The sequence below is a fragment of the Streptomyces sp. NPDC004647 genome, from assembly GCF_040609575.1.
In the GTDB taxonomy this organism is placed as follows: Bacteria; Actinomycetota; Actinomycetes; order Streptomycetales; family Streptomycetaceae; genus Streptomyces.
In genome coordinates this window covers 1-16495 of sequence record NZ_JBEXKU010000081.1, presented here as the reverse complement: position 1 = coordinate 16495, position 16495 = coordinate 1, and the positions used below count along the sequence as shown (strand labels likewise).

Annotated in this window: 15 protein-coding genes; all 15 read left to right on the top strand. The window is 70.5% G+C overall.

Annotation, left to right across the window (positions count from 1 at the left end):
• Nucleotides 1-69: 69 nt before the first annotated feature.
• The 15 genes from pgsA (at nt 70) to ABZW18_RS27980 (ending at nt 16428) form a co-directional block, all read left to right on the top strand.
• Complete coding sequence (gene pgsA, locus ABZW18_RS28050; RefSeq protein ID WP_356192613.1) at nt 70-729, top strand: phosphatidylinositol phosphate synthase; 660 nt, start codon at nt 70-72, stop codon at nt 727-729.
• On the top strand, nt 726-1682 hold the full coding sequence (locus ABZW18_RS28045; protein ID WP_356192610.1) for a phosphatidylinositol mannoside acyltransferase: 957 nt from the start codon (nt 726-728) through the stop codon (nt 1680-1682). Before pgsA ends, ABZW18_RS28045 begins: the two co-directional genes overlap by 4 nt.
• The gene (locus ABZW18_RS28040) at nt 1679-2839 is read left to right on the top strand and encodes a glycosyltransferase family 4 protein (protein ID WP_356192607.1); all 1161 of its coding nucleotides are present in this window, start codon (nt 1679-1681) and stop codon (nt 2837-2839) included. The genes ABZW18_RS28045 and ABZW18_RS28040 overlap by 4 nt, the downstream gene beginning before the upstream one ends.
• 222 nt (nt 2840-3061) lie before the next feature.
• Entirely contained in the window at nt 3062-3604 is a 543-nt protein-coding gene (locus ABZW18_RS28035; RefSeq protein WP_356192604.1) for a hypothetical protein, read from the top strand.
• A gap of 226 nt (nt 3605-3830) precedes the next feature.
• Nucleotides 3831-4745: a pyridoxal 5'-phosphate synthase lyase subunit PdxS gene (gene pdxS, locus ABZW18_RS28030; RefSeq protein WP_356192602.1), complete on the top strand. Its 915-nt coding sequence runs from the start codon at nt 3831-3833 to the stop codon at nt 4743-4745.
• A gap of 158 nt (nt 4746-4903) precedes the next feature.
• Nucleotides 4904-5566, top strand: coding sequence for a pyridoxal 5'-phosphate synthase glutaminase subunit PdxT (gene pdxT / locus ABZW18_RS28025; RefSeq protein ID WP_356192599.1), 663 nt, complete (start codon nt 4904-4906; stop codon nt 5564-5566).
• A gap of 82 nt (nt 5567-5648) precedes the next feature.
• Entirely contained in the window at nt 5649-6401 is a 753-nt protein-coding gene (locus ABZW18_RS28020; RefSeq protein WP_356192596.1) for a YebC/PmpR family DNA-binding transcriptional regulator, read from the top strand.
• 341 nt (nt 6402-6742) lie between these two features.
• Nucleotides 6743-7303, top strand: coding sequence for a crossover junction endodeoxyribonuclease RuvC (ruvC, locus tag ABZW18_RS28015; RefSeq protein WP_356192593.1), 561 nt, complete (start codon nt 6743-6745; stop codon nt 7301-7303).
• Nucleotides 7303-7929 carry a Holliday junction branch migration protein RuvA gene (ruvA, locus tag ABZW18_RS28010; protein ID WP_356192590.1) on the top strand — a complete coding sequence of 209 codons (627 nt, stop codon included), beginning with the start codon at nt 7303-7305 and terminating at the stop codon, nt 7927-7929. The genes ruvC and ruvA overlap by 1 nt, the downstream gene beginning before the upstream one ends.
• A 282-nt stretch (nt 7930-8211) precedes the next feature.
• Entirely contained in the window at nt 8212-9240 is a 1029-nt protein-coding gene (gene ruvB, locus ABZW18_RS28005; RefSeq protein ID WP_356192649.1) for a Holliday junction branch migration DNA helicase RuvB, read from the top strand.
• 179 nt (nt 9241-9419) lie between these two features.
• On the top strand, nt 9420-9947 hold the full coding sequence (yajC, locus tag ABZW18_RS28000) for a preprotein translocase subunit YajC (protein WP_356192587.1): 528 nt from the start codon (nt 9420-9422) through the stop codon (nt 9945-9947).
• 181 nt (nt 9948-10128) lie between these two features.
• A complete protein-coding gene (secD, locus tag ABZW18_RS27995; protein ID WP_356192584.1) occupies nt 10129-11889 on the top strand; it encodes a protein translocase subunit SecD in 1761 nt (586 codons plus the stop codon).
• A gap of 1 nt (nt 11890) precedes the next feature.
• Nucleotides 11891-13018 carry a protein translocase subunit SecF gene (gene secF, locus ABZW18_RS27990; RefSeq protein ID WP_356192581.1) on the top strand — a complete coding sequence of 376 codons (1128 nt, stop codon included), beginning with the start codon at nt 11891-11893 and terminating at the stop codon, nt 13016-13018.
• Nucleotides 13015-13566 (top strand): adenine phosphoribosyltransferase, encoded by a 552-nt coding sequence (locus tag ABZW18_RS27985; protein WP_356192578.1) that lies wholly within the window; start codon nt 13015-13017, stop codon nt 13564-13566. The genes secF and ABZW18_RS27985 overlap by 4 nt, the downstream gene beginning before the upstream one ends.
• A 237-nt stretch (nt 13567-13803) precedes the next feature.
• Nucleotides 13804-16428 (top strand): RelA/SpoT family protein, encoded by a 2625-nt coding sequence (locus tag ABZW18_RS27980; protein ID WP_356192575.1) that lies wholly within the window; start codon nt 13804-13806, stop codon nt 16426-16428.
• The last annotated feature ends 67 nt before the right edge of the window (nt 16429-16495 follow it).

Here is a 16495-nt window from a genome sequence, read left to right as displayed (position 1 = left end):
GGGGCTGGCTACGATGGGGCCGCCGGCGGCCAGCAGGGCCGCGCGGGCCACCGACCCTCCGGGAAGGCCATGCTGAACAAGTACGCGCGTGCATTCTTCACGCGTGTTCTCACACCGTTCGCCGCTCTGCTGCTGCGTCTCGGGGTCAGCCCCGACGCGGTCACGATCGCCGGAACCGCAGGAGTGGTGGCGGGCGCACTGGTCTTCTTCCCCCAGGGCGAGCTGTTCTGGGGCACCATTGTGATCACCCTGTTCGTCTTCTCGGACCTGGTGGACGGGAACATGGCCAGGCAACTGGGCAGGTCGAGCCGCTGGGGTGCCTTTCTGGACTCCACCCTCGACCGGGTCGCGGATGCCGCGATCTTCGGCGGTCTCGCGCTCTGGTACGCGGGCGGCGGAGACGACCTGCCGCTCTGCGCGGTGGCCATCTTCTGCCTGGCCAGCGGCCAGGTGGTGTCGTACACCAAGGCCCGGGGCGAGAGCATCGGACTTCCGGTGAGTGTGAACGGCCTGGTGGAGCGCGCGGAGCGGCTGGTGATCTCGCTGGTCGCCGCCGGTCTCGCCGGGCTGCACGACTTCGGTGTTCCGCACATCGATGTGCTGCTGCCGATCGCTCTGTGGATCGTCGCCGTGGGCAGTCTGGTGACGCTCGGGCAGCGCATGGTCACCGTACGCCGCGAGGCCGCGGAGGCGGACGCGGCAGCCGCACGGGGGAGTGAGGCGTCATGAAGCACGAGATCACCGACGCGCTGTACGGCCTGGGCTGGAGCACGGTCAAACACCTTCCCGAGCCGGTCGCCGTACGGCTGGGGCAGCGGATCGCCGACATCGCGTGGACGCGGCGCGGCAAGAGCGTGCTCCGGCTGGAGTCCAACCTCGCCCGGGTGGAGCCCGAGGCCTCCCCGGAGCGCCTGAGAGAGCTGTCCCGTGCGGGGATGCGCTCCTACCTGCGGTACTGGATGGAGTCCTTCCGGCTCCCGGCCTGGAGCAAGGAGCGCATCTGCACCGGCGTAGAGATCAAGGACATCCACCTCCTGGAGGACGGCCTGGCCGCCGGCCGCGGCGTCGTCATAGCGCTTCCGCACCTGGCCAACTGGGACCTCGCCGGAGCCTGGGTCACCACCAAACTCGGCGTGCCGTTCACCACGGTCGCCGAGCGCCTCGAGCCCGCGACGCTCTACGACCGGTTCGTCGCCTACCGCGAGGGCCTGGGCATGGAGGTGCTCCCGCACACCGGAGGCAGCGCCTTCGGCACCCTCGCCCGCCGGCTGCGTGCCGGGGGCCTGGTCTGCCTGGTCGCCGACCGCGATCTGTCGGCGTCGGGTGTCGAGGTGTCCTTCTTCGGCGACACCGCGCGGATGCCCGCGGGCCCGTCGATGCTCGCCCAGCAGACCGGAGCGCTGCTGTTGCCGGTCACCCTCTGGTACGACGACTCACCCGTCATGCGGGGGCGGGTCCATCCGGCGGTCCCGGTCCCGGAGACCGGAACCCGTACCGAGAAGACCGCCGCGATGACACAGGCGCTCGCCGATGTCTTCGGCTCCGGGATCGCCGAGCACCCGGAGGACTGGCACATGCTCCAGCGGCTCTGGCTGGCCGACCTCCCGCCGTGCCCGGACGATGCCGACGCCTCCGGTGCCACCGACCGCCCCGCCCAGAGCTCCGGAACGGAGAAGCCTTGAGGATCGGGATCGTCTGCCCGTACTCGTGGGATGTCCCCGGCGGCGTCCAGTTCCACATCCGCGACCTCGCCGAGCATCTGATCCGGCTCGGCCACGAGGTGTCCGTGCTGGCGCCCGCCGACGACGAGACGCCGCTGCCGCCGTACGTCGTCTCGGCGGGCCGGGCCGTGCCCGTGCCGTACAACGGCTCCGTGGCCCGGCTCAACTTCGGCTTCCTGTCCGCCGCGCGGGTCCGCCGCTGGCTGCACGACGGCGGCTTCGAGGTGCTGCACATCCACGAACCCGCCTCGCCATCGCTCGGACTGCTCTCCTGCTGGGCCGCCCAGGGCCCCATCGTGGCGACGTTCCACACCTCCAACCCCCGCTCCCGCGCCATGATCGCGGCCTATGCGATCCTGCAGGCCGCTCTGGAGAAGATCAGCGCCCGGATCGCGGTCAGCGAGTACGCGCGGCGCACGCTGGTCGAGCATCTGGGCGGCGACGCGGTCGTGATCCCCAACGGCGTGGACGTCGGCTTCTTCGCGGACGCCGAGCCCAAGGCGGAGTGGCAGGGCAGCACGATCGGCTTCATCGGCCGGATCGACGAGCCTCGCAAGGGGCTGCCGGTGCTGATGAAGGCGCTCCCCAGGATCCTGGCCGAGCGCCCGGAGACCAGACTGCTGGTCGCCGGCCGCGGGGACGAGGAGGAGGCCGTCTCCGCGCTCCCCGCCGAGGCGCGCGAACGCGTCGAGTTCCTCGGCATGGTCAGCGACGAGGACAAGGCGCGGCTGCTGCGCAGCGTCGACCTGTACGTGGCCCCCAACACCGGCGGCGAGAGCTTCGGCATCATCCTCGTCGAGGCCATGTCGGCGGGCGCTCCGGTGCTCGCCAGCGACCTGGACGCCTTCGCCCAGGTCCTCGACGGGGGCAAGGCAGGTGAGCTGTTCGCCGTCGAGGACGCCGGGGCGCTGGCCGCGAGCGCGGTGCGGCTGCTCGGCGACCGGGAGCGGCTGGAGGAGCTGCGGGTCCGGGGCAGCGCGCACGTACGGCGCTTCGACTGGTCCACCGTCGGTGCAGACATCCTGGCCGTGTACGAGACGGTGACGCACGGGGCCGCCTCGGTGGGCGCCGACGAGCGCACGGGGCTGCGAGCCCGCTTCGGCCTCGCCCGCGACTAGGCCCCGTCCGACAGGTAGCGCCGTCCGCCGCGGGGATGGCGCCCGTGGCGTCCGGTGCGTGCGGCCGCAAGGCGGGCAGCTGGGGCCTCCGGCCGAAGGCTGGGGGAGCGCGTGGCCCGGTGCCTGGGGGAGCGCCACGGGCCGGGCGGGGACGCCTGAGCCGGGGCCGGTGACCGAGGCCGCGGCCTCGGGCCCGACCATGCGCCGGTAGCCTTGCCGCCCGTGACCTCCACACTGATCTGGATCGTGGTCGCCCTCGGTGCGATCGGCCTCTACCTGAGCTGGACCGCGGGGCGCCTGGACCGGCTGCACGCCCGTATCGACGCGGCCCGCGCCACCCTCGACGCGCAGCTGCTGCGCCGCGCCTCGGTCGCCCAGGAGCTGGCCACCTCGGGGGTCCTCGACCCCGCCGCCTCGATCGTGCTCTACCAGGCGGCGCACGCCGCCCGCCAGGCCGAGGAGGAGCACCGCGAGATCGCCGAGAGCGAGCTCAGCCAGGCGCTGCGCGCCGTGTTCGAGGAGGCTCCGCAGGTCGAGGCGGTACGGGAGGCGCCGGGCGGCGAGGAGGCGGCCGAGGAGCTGGCGGCCGCGGTGCGCCGGGTCCCGATGGCGCGGCGGTTCCACAACGACGCCGTGCGCGCGGCGCGGGCCCTGCGGCGGCACCGCAAGGTGCGCTGGTTCCGGCTGGCCGGGCACGCCCCTTTCCCGCTCGCCTTCGAGATGGACGACGAGCCCCCGGCGGCGCTCACGGACCGTACGGCGTGAACGGGGTGCGTCGCGGACTGACGCCGTGTCTCGCGGATTGACGCCCGATGCCCCGCGGACGGGCCACCGAGGAACGATTGGCCCTTGTGGCCAAGTGCCACCTCGCGGTTTTGTCAGACGTGTAGCAGTCCGGCGGCCCATCTGGACCGGAAGGCCGGTCAGGAATGGGTATCGAACGGGCCTACGATGGGCTCATCGCACGTTCGTCATCGAGTGAGGTCAAACCGTGTCCAGCACGCTCCCCAGCACGCCCCGAACCCCCGAGACCGGCACCGCGCGCGTCAAGCGCGGCATGGCCGAGCAGCTCAAGGGCGGCGTGATCATGGATGTCGTCACGCCGGAGGAAGCCAAGATCGCTGAGGACGCCGGCGCTGTCGCGGTCATGGCCCTCGAGCGCGTACCGGCCGACATCCGCAAGGACGGCGGCGTGGCCCGCATGTCGGACCCCGACATGATCGACGGGATCATCGGCGCGGTCTCCATCCCGGTCATGGCCAAGTCCCGGATCGGCCATGTCGTCGAGGCTCAGGTGCTCCAGTCGCTCGGCGTCGACTACATCGACGAGTCCGAGGTCCTCACCCCGGCCGACGAGGTCAACCACAGCGACAAGTGGGCCTTCACCACCCCCTTCGTCTGCGGTGCGACGAACCTGGGCGAGGCGCTGCGCCGTATCGCCGAGGGCGCGGCCATGATCCGCTCCAAGGGCGAGGCCGGCACCGGCAACGTCGTCGAGGCCGTGCGCCACCTGCGCCAGATCAAGAACGAGATCGGCCGGCTGCGCGCCCTGGACAACAACGAGCTGTACGCCGCGGCCAAGGAACTGCGTGCCCCGTACGAGCTGGTCAGGGAGGTCGCCGAGCTGGGCAAGCTGCCGGTTGTGCTGTTCTCCGCCGGTGGCGTCGCCACCCCCGCCGACGCCGCGCTGATGCGTCAGCTCGGCGCCGAGGGCGTCTTCGTCGGCTCCGGCATCTTCAAGTCCGGCGACCCGGCCAAGCGCGCCGCCGCGATCGTGAAGGCCACCACCTTCTACGACGACCCCAAGATCATCGCGGATGCTTCCCGCAACCTCGGCGAGGCGATGGTCGGCATCAACTGCGACACCCTTCCCGAGGCGGAGCGCTACGCCAACCGCGGCTGGTAAGCGCCGAGTTGCGGCTCCGCCGCCTGGGTTCCCGAGCTCACCCGATGGACGGTCCGCACTCCGCGGGCCGTCCATCGGCCGTACGCCGGCCACCACCGACCAGCCCCGCCGCTGTACGAGTTCGCGCACAGCGCATGATCGTGTTGAGAGGTTCTCACGTGTCCACCCTCCCCGTGTCCTCGGCGGGTGACCCCCCGGTCATCGGCGTACTCGCACTCCAGGGCGATGTCCGGGAGCACCTCCACGCGCTCGCGGAGTCGGGCGCCCGGGCCCGCCCGGTCCGCCGCCCCGAAGAGCTCGCCGAGGTCGACGGCCTGGTGATCCCCGGCGGCGAGTCGACCACGATGTCCAAGCTGGCGGTGATCTTCGGCCTGCTGGAGCCGCTGCGCGAGCGCATCCGGGACGGCCTGCCCGTGTACGGCACCTGCGCCGGGATGATCATGCTCGCGAACAAGATCCTGGACGGGCGGGACGACCAGGAGACTTTTGGCGGCATCGACATGATCGTGCGCCGTAACGCCTTCGGGCGGCAGAACGAGTCCTTCGAGGCCGCGGTCGACATCGCGGGCATCGACGACGGGCCGGTCGAGGGCGTCTTCATCCGTGCCCCGTGGGTCGAGTCCGTCGGTGGTGACGTCGAGGTCCTGGCCACGCACGAGGGCCATATGGTCGCGGTCCGGCAGGGCGCGGTGCTGGCCACGTCCTTCCACCCGGAGCTGACCGGGGACCACCGGGTGCACGCGCTGTTCGTCGGCATGGTGTCGGGCGGACAGCGCTCCGCCCCGGGCGGTGGGCACGGCGAGGTGGGACGATCCCGGTAGGATCCCTGAAGTTGGTTCTCGACGGGTCATACCGCCGCTTGTGGGGAGCGACCCCCAGACCCCCGGAGTAAGGAGCAAGGCTGTGTCCGGCCACTCTAAGTGGGCAACCACCAAGCACAAGAAGGCCGTGATCGATGCCAAGCGCGGCAAGCTGTTCGCCAAGCTGATCAAGAACATCGAGGTCGCGGCGCGTACCGGGGGCGCTGACCCGGACGGCAATCCGACTCTCTTCGACGCCATCCAGAAGGCGAAGAAGAGCTCGGTGCCGAACAAGAACATCGACAGCGCGGTCAAGCGCGGTGCCGGCCTCGAGGCGGGTGGCGCCGACTACCAGACGATCATGTACGAGGGCTACGGCCCGAACGGCGTCGCGGTGCTCATCGAGTGCCTGACCGACAACCGCAACCGCGCCGCCTCCGATGTGCGCGTCGCCATGACCCGCAACGGCGGTTCGATGGCCGACCCGGGCTCGGTGTCGTACCTCTTCAACCGCAAGGGCGTCGTCATCGTCCCCAAGAGCGGGCTGGGCGAGGACGACGTGCTGGGAGCGGTTCTCGACGCGGGCGCCGAGGAGGTCAACGACCTCGGCGAGTCCTTCGAGGTCATCAGCGAGGCCACCGACCTGGTCGCGGTGCGCAGCGCGCTCCAGGAGGCGGAGATCGACTACGACTCCGCCGACGCGAACTTCCTGCCCACCATGCAGGTCGAGCTCGACGAGGACGGTGCGCGCAAGATCTTCAAGCTGATCGACGCGCTCGAGGACAGCGACGACGTGCAGAACGTCTTCGCCAACTTCGATGTCTCCGACGAGGTCATGGAGAAGGTCGACGCCTGAGGCCTTTCGGCTGCCCTCCGGAGGCCCGTCCGGGGGCCGTCCGGGGGGTGACCCCGTCGGCGCTCGCGGAGATGCTTGCACGCGGCCGGGGTTGGCCGGATCGTCGGGGGAGCTCCAGCGCGGGAGGCGTACGCGCCATCGCATACGCCCATCACATGGCCCCTCGTACACGCCCCATCACATGCGCCAAATCCGAGGAACTGACAGGCACTTCGGGGTACGACGCGCACACCGGCGTCGTACACATGTATCGGGCCGGCGGGGCACACACCCCGTCGGCCCGTCGCTTTGTCAGTGGCAGCCGATAGCCTGCACAAACAGACGACCGAAGGAGGGGCGGGGTGCGGGTGCTGGGAGTTGACCCCGGGCTGACCCGGTGCGGCATCGGCGTGGTCGACGGTGTCGCGGGCCGCAGCCTCCGCATGGTCGGTGTCGGTGTCGTGCGGACGCCGTCCGACGCGGACATCGCCGACCGCCTTCTCCTCATCGAGCGCGGCATCGAGGCGTGGCTGGACGAACACCGACCCGAATGCGTCGCCGTGGAGCGGGTGTTCAGCCAGCACAACGTCCGCACCGTCATGGGCACCGCCCAGGCCAGCGCGGTCGCGATGCTCTGCGCCTCCCGGCGCGGCCTGCCCGTCGCCCTGCACACCCCCAGCGAGGTCAAGGCCGCCGTCACCGGCAGCGGCCGCGCAGACAAAGCGCAGGTCGGGGCGATGGTCACCCGGCTGCTACGGCTCGACGCACCGCCCAAGCCGGCCGACGCCGCCGATGCGCTGGCGCTCGCCATCTGCCATATCTGGCGCGCGCCCGCACTGAACCGCCTCCAGCTGGCACACGCCGCGGCACGCCGCACCCCCGCTCCCGTTCGAGCTCCCGTTCGCCGGAAAGGCACCTCCTGATGATCGCCTTCGTCAGCGGCCCGGTCGCCGCCCTCGCCCCCGACACCGCGGTCGTCGAGGTCGGCGGGATCGGCATGGCGGTCCAGTGCACCCCGGGCACGCTCTCCGGACTGCGCATCGGCCGGCCGGCCAGACTCGCCACCTCCCTCGTCGTCCGCGAGGACTCGCTCACCCTGTACGGCTTCGCCGACGACGACGAGCGGCAGGTCTTCGAGCTGCTGCAGACCGCCAGCGGGGTCGGCCCCCGCCTGGCCCAGGCGATGCTCGCCGTACACACCCCGGACGTGCTGCGGCTCGCGGTCGCCCAGGGCGACGAGAAGGCCCTCACCGCGGTGCCCGGCATCGGTAAGAAGGGAGCCCAGCGGCTGCTGCTGGAACTCAACGGCAGACTCGGCGAGCCGATCGGCTCCCACTCCGCCGCCCAGGGCGTCGGGAGCGCCGTCACCTCCTCCTGGCGCGACCAGCTGCACGCGGCGCTCATCGGGCTGGGGTACGCCACCCGGGAGGCAGACGAAGCGGTCACCGCCGTCGCCCCGCAGGCCGAGGCCGCCGTCGCCGGGGGCGCGTCCCCACCCGTACCGCAGCTGCTCCGCGCCGCCCTGCAGACCCTCAACCGAAGCCGCTGACGCGGACCGCCCGCGATCCCGGCGGGACCGCGGTGCCCGCACTGAACGCCGCCCCACCGGCCCGTAGCACGGCCGCCGACCGGAGAGACCGACGATGCTGCATTCTTCCGGGGAGCACGACGCCCATGGGCGGCTCCGCCGTGGACCCGCACCCGCACGAAACGGCCGCGCCGCAGGTCAGGCCCTGGCGGCACTGCGAGGTGAAGGGCAGTGAACTGGGACGACACCACCGATGAGTCCGTCCACGAGGCGTCCGCCGCAGGGCGGCAGCCGGACGAGCGGCTGGTGGGCGCCGGCGCCGACGGGGACGACCAGGCCGTCGAAGCCGCGCTGCGCCCGAAGGACCTCGACGAGTTCGTCGGCCAGCACCGGGTCCGCGAACAGCTCGACCTGGTGCTGCGCGCGGCACGCCGGCGCGGCGGCACCGCGGACCATGTGCTGCTCTCCGGCGCCCCCGGACTCGGCAAGACCACTCTCTCCATGATCATCGCCGCCGAGATGGCGGCCCCGATCCGGATCACGTCCGGCCCCGCGATCCAGCACGCGGGAGACCTCGCCGCGATCCTCTCCTCCCTCGTCGAGGGCGAGGTCCTCTTCCTCGACGAGATCCACCGGATGTCCCGCCCCGCCGAGGAAATGCTCTACATGGCGATGGAGGACTTCCGTGTCGACGTGATCGTCGGCAAGGGCCCCGGAGCCACCGCCATCCCCCTCGAACTTCCGCCCTTCACGCTGGTCGGGGCGACCACCCGGGCCGGTCTGCTGCCGCCACCGCTGCGCGACCGGTTCGGCTTCACCGGCCATATGGAGTTCTACGAGCCGGCGGAGCTGGAGCGGGTCATCCACCGCTCGGCCCGCCTGCTCGATGTCGGTATCGAGCCCGAAGGCGCGGCCGAGATCGCCGGCCGTTCCCGTGGCACCCCCCGTATCGCCAACCGCCTGCTGCGCCGGGTCCGGGACTACGCCCAGGTCAAGGCGGACGGCGTCGTCACCCGCGAGGTGGCGGCGGCCGCCCTGAAGGTCTACGAGGTCGACGCGCGCGGTCTCGACCGCCTCGACCGGGCCGTGCTTGGCGCCCTGCTCAAGCTCTTCGGCGGCGGCCCGGTCGGTCTGTCGACGCTCTCCGTCGCGGTGGGGGAGGAGCGTGAGACGGTGGAGGAGGTCGCCGAGCCGTTCCTCGTACGGGAAGGGCTGCTCGCCCGTACACCACGCGGAAGGGTGGCGACCCCGGCGGCGTGGACGCACCTCGGTCTCACACCGCCCCAGCAGGGCGCTGGCACGCCCGGGCAGCAGGGTTTGTTCGGAGCGTGAGGGCCCCGTGACGGCGCGGAGACTCGCCGGTTCAGGAACCCGGGTGCCATGCTGGGCGTTGTTCCTTAGGTGCGGACTCCCTTAGACTCCGCCGATGCCGTCCGTACTCGAGGCGGCCCACCCACCCCCGAATACCAGGCCGCTTCAGATGCGCGGTCGTGCGAAGGAATTTCCGGCCCGTGAATATCTTTACTCTCCTCCCTTTCATCGTGCTCATCGGGGCCATGTTCCTGATGACGCGGTCGGCGAAGAACAAGCAGCGCCAGGCCGCGAACATGCGCGACCAGATGCAGCCGGGCACTGGCGTCCGCACGATCGGTGGCATGTACGCCACCGTCAAGGAGGTCGGTAACGACACGGTCCTCCTCGAGGTCGCCCCCGGTGTCCACGCCGTCTACGCGAAGAACTCCGTGGGCGCCGTCCTGGAGGATGCCGAGTACAACCGCATCGTCCACGGCATCGACCCGGAGGGCGACCTCAAGGTCGACGGCCCGGTCGTACCGGACGACGCCTCCGCGCTGACCGCCGACGCCGCGCCCGCCGGCCCGGCCGCCGACGCCGACGAGCCGCGCATCGACCTCGGCAAGTCCGACGCCGCTGCCGACGAGCTGGCCGCCGCCGCGCCGGAGCCCGTCGACGCCACCGCCGAGCCCGCCGAGGCCGAGTCCAAGGGTGGCAAGAAGGACGGCGACGCCGACGCGAAGTAGCCCAGCCCGCGGACCGCGCAGTACCCAGGGGCGGGGCCGTCCCACCTGCGGCGGCACCGGCCCGGCGGGGCAGCGCGGTCCACGGACGGTCTAGGCTCCGGCTGGGGTACGTCCCCACAACACTTCGTGGCCGCCCGCGTACAACCGAATGCGGGGCGGTTGGACAGGGAGAAACGAGAAGGTGGCAGCACCGAAGAAGGGCCGGAGGCCCTCCGGGGCCAAGGGCAGGCCGGGGCGTGCTCTGGCTCTGATCCTTATCGCGATGGTCGCGCTGACCGGGGGGATGTTCGCCGCAGGGGCATTCACGCCCCGACTGGGCATCGACCTTGCAGGCGGCACGAGTATCACGCTCACCGCGAAGAACGAGCCGGGCAAGAAGAACGCGATCAACAAGACCAACATGAACACCGCTGTCGGCATCATCGACCGGCGGGTCAACGGTCTGGGCGTCTCCGAGGCCGAGGTTCAGACTCAGGGCGACAAGAACATCATCGTCAACATTCCCCGAGGGACGAACGAGAAGCAGGCCCGGGAACAGGTCGGTACGACCGCCCAGCTGTACTTCCGTCCCGTGTTGACCGTTGGTGCCCCCACCGCCACCCCCAAGCCCACACCGAGCCCTTCCTCCGGGGACAAGGCCAACGGCGGCGAGAAGAAGACCGACGGCGCGGACAAGGCCGCTTCCTCGGCCACGCCGTCCGCGGGTGCCACCACTCAGGGCCGTGCCGTCACGGAGGCCCTGAAGGCGGACAAGGCGCCGTCCCCGAAGGCGACGACCCCGGGCGACGCACAGCCGCCCGGGGCTGCCGCCCCGACCCCGCCCCCGGCGCCCGGTGCCTCCATTCCGCCGGAGTTGAAGAAGAAGTACGAGACCCTGGACTGCCGCACCAAGGCGGGGCGCGCCAAGGCCGCTGAGGGTGCCGACCCGAAGGCCCCCACGGTTGCGTGCGGCACCAAGGGCGACAAGAAGTTCATTCTCGGCCCGATGGAGATCCAGGGCACCGAGGTGTCCGGCGCCAAGGCTGTCCTCGACCAGGAGCGCGGCGCCGGATGGATCGTCACGCTGGACTTCACCTCCGGCGGCGCGAAGAAGTTCGCGGACGTCACCGGCCGGATCGCCCAGCAGACGCCGAACCAGTTCGCGATCGTCCTCGACGGTGAGGTCGTCTCCGACCCCCAGGTCAGCTCGTCGATCCCCGGTGGCAACGCCGAGATCTCCGGCGGCTTCACCCAGCAGAGCGCCGAGGACCTCGCCAACGTGCTCTCCTACGGTGCGCTGCCGCTGAGCTTCGACGAGTCCAGCGTCACCACGGTCTCCGCCGCGCTCGGCGGCGAGCAGCTGCAAGCCGGTCTGATCGCCGGTGCCATCGGGCTCGCACTGGTGGTCCTCTACCTGGTGGTCTACTACCGGGGGCTGGCCTTCGTAGCGCTCCTCAGCCTGCTCGTCTCCGCCATACTCACCTACACGATCATGACGCTCCTCGGCCCGGGTATCGGCTTCGCTCTGAACCTGCCGGCCGTCTGCGGCGCGATCGTCGCGATCGGTATCACCGCGGACTCGTTCATCGTGTACTTCGAACGCATCCGGGACGAGATCCGGGAAGGCCGTACGCTCCGACCAGCGGTCGAGCGTGCCTGGCCGCGTGCCCGTCGCACCGTGCTGGTGGCCGACTTCGTGTCCTTCCTGGCCGCCGCCGTGCTGTTCGCCGCGACGGTCGGCAAGGTGCAGGGCTTCGCCTTCACCCTCGGACTGACCACGGTCCTCGACGTCGTCGTGGTCTTCCTCTTCACCAAGCCGCTGATGACGATTCTCGCCCGCGGGAAGTTCTTCGGCAGCGGTCATCCGTGGTCCGGACTGGACCCCAAGCGTCTCGGCGCCAAGCCGCCGCTGCGCCGCTCGCGACGCACCGCCTCTCCCACCGACCACCCCAAGGAGGCGTGAGATGTCGCGACTCGGCAGCATGGGCGCCAGGCTCTACCGCGGTGAGGTCGGCTACGACTTCGTCGGCAAGCGGAAGATCTGGTACGGCATCTCCATCCTGATCACCATCACGGCGATCATCGGGCTGGGCGTGCGCGGCCTCAACATGGGCATCGAGTTCTCCGGCGGAGCGATCTTCACCACGCCGAAGACGAGTGTCTCCAGCAGCCAGGCGGAGGAGGTCGCCGAGAAGGCGTCCGGCCACATCGCCCTGGTGCAGGAGCTCGGCAACGGCGGCTTGCGCATCCAGATCACCGAGGTCGACACCGCCAAGTCCGACGAGATCAAGGAAGTCCTCTCCCAGGAGCTTGGCCTGCCCGCCCAGTCCATCAACGCCGACCTGGTCGGCCCCAGTTGGGGCGAGCAGATCGCCAACAAGGCGTGGACGGGCCTCGGGATCTTCATGGCGCTGGTGGTGATCTATCTCGCCATCGCCTTCGAGTGGCGCATGGCCCTTGCGGCCCTCATCGCGCTGATCCACGACCTCACCATCACGGTCGGTATCTACGCGCTCGTCGGCTTCGAAGTCAGCGTCGGTACGGTCATCGGTCTGCTGACGATTCTCGGCTACTCCCTCTACGACACCGTCGTGGTCTTCGACGGATTGAAGGAGAGCAGCAGAGGCATCACCAAGCAGTCCCGGTACACCTACAGCGAGATCGCCAACCGGAGCCTCAACAGCACCCTGGTGCGTTCGATCAACACCACGGTCGTGGCGCTGCTCCCCGTGGCGGGCCTGCTCTTCATCGGTGGCGGCGTCCTCGGCGCGGGCATGCTGAACGACATCTCGCTGGCGCTGTTCGTCGGCCTCGCCGCCGGTGCGTACTCCTCGATCTTCATCGCCACCCCGCTGGTCGCCGATCTGAAGGAGCGCGAGCCGCAGATGAAGGCGCTGGCCAAGCGGGTGCGTGCCAAGCGCGCCTCGGCCGCCGCCAGGGGCGAGAGCGAGCCGGAAACGGTCCCCCGGGACGCCGCTCCCGACGAGGCCGATGAGAACGACGGCGCGGCCGCCGCAGGCGTGGTCGGTCCGCGCACCCAGCCGGCGTCCCGCAACCGTGGCCGCGGCCGTCCGTCGGGCAAGCGCCGATGACCGCCGTGTCGCCGGAGCTGCAGGGGCTGCTGCTGCACCGGATCCGGGATGTGGCGGACTACCCGAAGCCCGGGGTGATGTTCAAGGACATCACCCCGCTGCTGGCCGACCCCGTGGCTTTCGGAGCCCTCACCGAGGCACTCGCTGAGCTGTGCGTGCGGTGCGGGGCCACCAAGGTCGTCGGTCTGGAGGCGCGCGGCTTCATCCTGGCGGCGCCGGCCGCGATCCGGGCTGGGCTGGGCTTCGTCCCCGTACGCAAGGCGGGCAAGCTGCCCGGCGCCACCCTGTCGCAGAGGTACGAGCTGGAGTACGGCTCCGCCGAGATCGAGGTGCACGCCGAGGACCTCACGGTCGACGACCACGTCATGGTGATCGACGACGTGCTCGCCACCGGTGGCACCGCCGAGGCGTCGCTGGAGCTCATCCGTCGCGCCGGGGCCACGGTCGCCGGCGTGGCGGTCCTGCTGGAACTCGGCTTCCTCTCCGGCCGTGAGCGCCTCGAGCCGGTTCTGGCGGGCGCCCCGCTCGAGGTTCTGATCACGGTCTGAGCCTGCGATCGCCGCGTGAGTGCGGGTGCCGGAAAACCTCCGGGCACCCGCACTTTCCGTTTCCCATGTGCAATGAAGTGATCCTTGTTACCGGAGTGACGGCTGAGTTGCTCCGAAGCCCGGGGCCGAGTCCGGCTGTCCGGGTCGTTACCATGGGCATCTCCGGACCTGTACGGGGGGCCCGGTTCCTCCCCTTCTGCCCGCCCCGGCGTGGAGGGGCCCACACGAGGAGTGCTCTTGCCAGACGAGGCCCAGCCGCTCTCCCCCAGACTTCGTCCGGGGGGACCCCCAGCCGCGCAAGGGAAGACCTCTGCCGAGGCCGCGGCGGCTGTAGACACGCCTGCCAAGAAGGCCACCGACGCGGCGAAGCCCGATGCCGAGCCCACTCCCGCGAAGCAGCCCACCTCTGAGGCCGCGCCCGCCCCCGAGGGCCAGCCCGCCTCCGACAGGGCGTCCGCCTCCGGAGCCGCGCCGAAGCCCGCCGTCGAGGAGCCGAACGGCGCCGTCACCGGTACGACCGGCACCGCCGCGGCCGCACGGCCGGCGCACGGCAGCACGGCGCCCCGTAACGCCTCGTCCAACCGGGTCCGCGCCCGCCTCGCCCGCCTCGGCGTGCAGCGCTCCAGCCCGTACAACCCCGTCCTCGAGCCGCTGCTGCGGATCGTGCGGAGCAACGACCCGAAGATCGAATCCGGCACGCTGCGCCAGATCGAGAAGGCCTACCAGGTCGCCGAGCGCTGGCATCGCGGCCAGAAGCGCAAGAGCGGTGATCCGTACATCACCCACCCCCTCGCCGTGACCACCATCCTCGCCGAGCTCGGCATGGACCCGGCGACCCTGATGGCGGGCCTGCTGCACGACACCGTCGAGGACACCGAGTACGGCCTCGACACCCTGCGCCGGGACTTCGGCGACCAGGTCGCCCTGCTCGTCGACGGCGTCACCAAGCTGGACAAGGTCAAGTTCGGTGAGGCCGCGCAGGCCGAGACCGTACGCAAGATGGTCGTCGCCATGGCCAAGGACCCGCGCGTCCTGGTCATCAAGCTCGCCGACCGGCTGCACAACATGCGCACCATGCGCTACCTCAAGCGGGAGAAGCAGGAGAAGAAGGCCCGCGAGACTCTCGAGATCTACGCCCCGCTGGCGCACCGGCTGGGCATGAACACCATCAAGTGGGAGCTGGAGGACCTCGCCTTCGCGATCCTCTACCCCAAGATGTACGACGAGATCGTGCGGCTCGTCGCCGAACGCGCGCCCAAGCGCGACGAGTACCTTGCGGTCGTCACCGACCAGGTCCAGGGCGATCTGCGCGCGGCCCGTATCAAGGCGACCGTCACCGGCCGCCCGAAGCACTACTACTCCGTCTACCAGAAGATGATCGTCCGCGGCCGGGACTTCGCGGAGATCTACGATCTGGTCGGCATCCGCGTCCTCGTCGACACCGTCCGCGACTGCTACGCGGCGCTCGGGACCATCCACGCGCGGTGGAACCCGGTGCCGGGGCGGTTCAAGGACTACATCGCGATGCCCAAGTTCAACATGTACCAGTCGCTGCACACGACGGTCATCGGCCCCAGCGGCAAGCCGGTCGAACTGCAGATCCGTACCTTCGACATGCACCGCCGCGCCGAGTACGGCATCGCCGCGCACTGGAAGTACAAGCAGGATCCCTCTGCCGGCGCCTCCAAGGTGCGCACCGACGTACCGAAGAAGGCGGGCAAGGACGACGCCTTCAACGACATGGCGTGGCTGCGGCAGCTGCTGGACTGGCAGAAGGAGACCGAGGACCCGGGCGAGTTCCTGGAGTCCCTGCGATTCGACCTCTCCCGCAACGAGGTGTTCGTCTTCACGCCCAAGGGCGATGTCATAGCGCTTCCGGCCGGCGCCACCCCTGTCGACTTCGCGTACGCCGTGCACACCGAGGTCGGCCACCGCACCATAGGAGCCCGGGTCAACGGACGGCTCGTGCCGCTCGAATCGACCCTGGACAACGGCGACTTGGTGGAGGTCTTCACCTCCAAGGCGGCCGGCGCAGGCCCCTCCCGTGACTGGCTGGGCTTCGTCAAGTCTCCCCGCGCCCGCAACAAGATCCGCGCGTGGTTCTCCAAGGAGCGCCGTGATGAGGCGATCGAGCAGGGCAAGGACGCCATCGTGCGGGCGATGCGCAAGCAGAACCTGCCGATCCAGCGGATCCTCACCGGGGATTCACTGGTCACCCTCGCGCACGAGATGCGCTACCCGGACATCTCCTCGCTCTACGCGGCCATCGGCGAGGGGCATGTCTCCGCGCAGAACGTCGTGCAGAAGCTGGTGCAGGCACTCGGTGGTGAGGACGCCGCGAGCGAGGACATCGCCGAGACCTCCCCGCCGGTCAGCAGCCGCACCAAGCGGCGTTCCAGCACGGATCCGGGCGTGGTCGTCAAGGGCGTCGATGACGTCTGGGTCAAGCTCGCCCGTTGTTGTACGCCGGTACCCGGGGACCCGATCATCGGCTTCGTCACCCGCGGCAGCGGCGTGTCCGTCCACCGCGCGGACTGCGTGAATGTCGACTCGCTGTCGCAGCAGCCGGAGCGGATCATCGAGGTCGAGTGGGCGCCCACCCAGTCCTCCGTCTTCCTGGTCGCCATTCAGGTGGAGGCGCTGGACCGCTCCCGGCTGCTGTCGGACGTCACGCGCGTGCTCTCCGACCAGCACGTCAACATCCTGTCCGCCGCCGTCCAGACCTCCCGCGACCGGGTCGCCATCTCCCGCTTCACCTTCGAGATGGGCGACCCCAAGCACCTGGGACACGTACTGAAGGCGGTACGCGGCGTGGAGGGCGTGTACGACGTCTACCGCGTCACCTCGGCGCGCAGGCCGTAAGGGGCCGGTAGGAGCCCTGGGAACCTGGACCTGTGAGCCGGCCCCGGTACGGAACCCGTACCGGGGC